Origin of the sequence: Streptomyces pseudovenezuelae (genome assembly GCF_029892565.1) — a bacterium.
GTDB classification, from domain to species: domain Bacteria; phylum Actinomycetota; class Actinomycetes; order Streptomycetales; family Streptomycetaceae; genus Streptomyces; species Streptomyces pseudovenezuelae_A.
Genome location: NZ_JARXVH010000067.1, coordinates 1 through 2494, shown reverse-complemented (window position 1 = coordinate 2494; position 2494 = coordinate 1). Strand labels below are relative to the sequence as shown.

Annotated in this window: 1 rRNA gene; it reads right to left on the bottom strand. The window is 57.0% G+C overall.

Features of this window, described 5'->3' with window-relative positions:
- Window positions 1-22: 22 nt before the first annotated feature.
- Window positions 23-2494, bottom strand: a 23S ribosomal RNA gene (locus M2283_RS51450); the annotation flags it as partial.

The following is a 2494-nucleotide window of genomic DNA, read 5'->3' as shown; positions in this document are numbered from 1 at the left end:
AACACAGTGGACGCGAGCAACTGAGGACAAGCCCTCGGCCTATTAGTACCGGTCACCTCCACCCATTACTGGGCTTCCAGATCCGGCCTATCAACCCAGTCGTCTACTGGGAGCCTTAACCCCTCAAAGGGGGTGGGAACACTCATCTCGAAGCAGGCTTCCCGCTTAGATGCTTTCAGCGGTTATCCCTCCCGAACGTAGCCAACCAGCCATGCCCTTGGCAGAACAACTGGCACACCAGAGGTTCGTCCGTCCCGGTCCTCTCGTACTAGGGACAGCCCTTCTCAATGTTCCTGCGCGCGCAGCGGATAGGGACCGAACTGTCTCACGACGTTCTAAACCCAGCTCGCGTACCGCTTTAATGGGCGAACAGCCCAACCCTTGGGACCGACTCCAGCCCCAGGATGCGACGAGCCGACATCGAGGTGCCAAACCATCCCGTCGATATGGACTCTTGGGGAAGATCAGCCTGTTATCCCCGGGGTACCTTTTATCCGTTGAGCGACGGCGCTTCCACAAGCCACCGCCGGATCACTAGTCCCGACTTTCGTCCCTGCTCGACCCGTCGGTCTCACAGTCAAGCTCCCTTGTGCACTTACACTCAACACCTGATTACCAACCAGGCTGAGGGAACCTTTGGGCGCCTCCGTTACTCTTTAGGAGGCAACCGCCCCAGTTAAACTACCCATCAGACACTGTCCCTGATCCGGATCACGGACCCAGGTTAGACATCCAGCACGACCAGACTGGTATTTCAACGACGACTCCCCCTGAACTGGCGTCCAGAGTTCACAGTCTCCCAGCTATCCTACACAAGCCGAACCGAACACCAATATCAAACTGTAGTAAAGGTCCCGGGGTCTTTCCGTCCTGCTGCGCGAAACGAGCATCTTTACTCGTAGTGCAATTTCACCGGGCCTATGGTTGAGACAGTCGAGAAGTCGTTACGCCATTCGTGCAGGTCGGAACTTACCCGACAAGGAATTTCGCTACCTTAGGATGGTTATAGTTACCACCGCCGTTTACTGGCGCTTAAGTTCTCAGCTTCGCCCGACCGAAGTCGGACTAACCGGTCCCCTTAACGTTCCAGCACCGGGCAGGCGTCAGTCCGTATACATCGCCTTACGGCTTCGCACGGACCTGTGTTTTTAGTAAACAGTCGCTTCTCGCTGGTCTCTGCGGCCACCCCCAGCTCAGAGCGCGAAGCTCATCACCGGACATGGCCCCCCTTCTCCCGAAGTTACGGGGGCATTTTGCCGAGTTCCTTAACCATAGTTCACCCGAACGCCTCGGTATTCTCTACCTGACCACCTGAGTCGGTTTAGGGTACGGGCCGCCATGAAACTCGCTAGAGGCTTTTCTCGACAGCATAGGATCATCCACTTCACCACAATCGGCTCGGCATCAGGTCTCACCCTCATGTCATCCGGATTTACCTGGATGACGGGCTACACCCTTACCCCGGGACTACCACCGCCCGGGATGGACTACCTTCCTGCGTCACCCCATCACTCACCTACTACAAGTCTGGTCCGCCGGCTCCACCACTTTCCATTCCCCGAAGGGTCCGGAACGGCTTCACGGGCTTAGCATCGCCTGATTCAATGTTTGACGCTTCACAGCGGGTACCGGAATATCAACCGGTTATCCATCGACTACGCCTGTCGGCCTCGCCTTAGGTCCCGACTTACCCTGGGCAGATCAGCTTGACCCAGGAACCCTTAGTCAATCGGCGCACACGTTTCTCACGTGTGTATCGCTACTCATGCCTGCATTCTCACTCGTGAACCGTCCACAACTCGCTTCCGCGGCTGCTTCACCCGGCACACGACGCTCCCCTACCCATCCCAGCGGGCGTTGGCCCTCATGCTGAAATGACACGACTTCGGCGGTACGCTTGAGCCCCGCTACATTGTCGGCGCGGAATCACTAGACCAGTGAGCTATTACGCACTCTTTCAAGGGTGGCTGCTTCTAAGCCAACCTCCTGGTTGTCTCTGCGACTCCACATCCTTTCCCACTTAGCGTACGCTTAGGGGCCTTAGTCGATGCTCTGGGCTGTTTCCCTCTCGACCATGGAGCTTATCCCCCACAGTCTCACTGCCGTGCTCTCACTTACCGGCATTCGGAGTTTGGCTAAGGTCAGTAACCCGGTAGGGCCCATCGCCTATCCAGTGCTCTACCTCCGGCAAGAAACACACGACGCTGCACCTAAATGCATTTCGGGGAGAACCAGCTATCACGGAGTTTGATTGGCCTTTCACCCCTAACCACAGGTCATCCCCCAGGTTTTCAACCCTGGTGGGTTCGGTCCTCCACGACCTCTTACAGCCGCTTCAACCTGCCCATGGCTAGATCACTCCGCTTCGGGTCTTGAGCGCGCTACTGAATCGCCCTGTTCGGACTCGCTTTCGCTACGGCTTCCCCACTCGGGTTAACCTCGCAACACACCGCAAACTCGCAGGCTCATTCTTCAAAAGGCACGCAGTCACGAC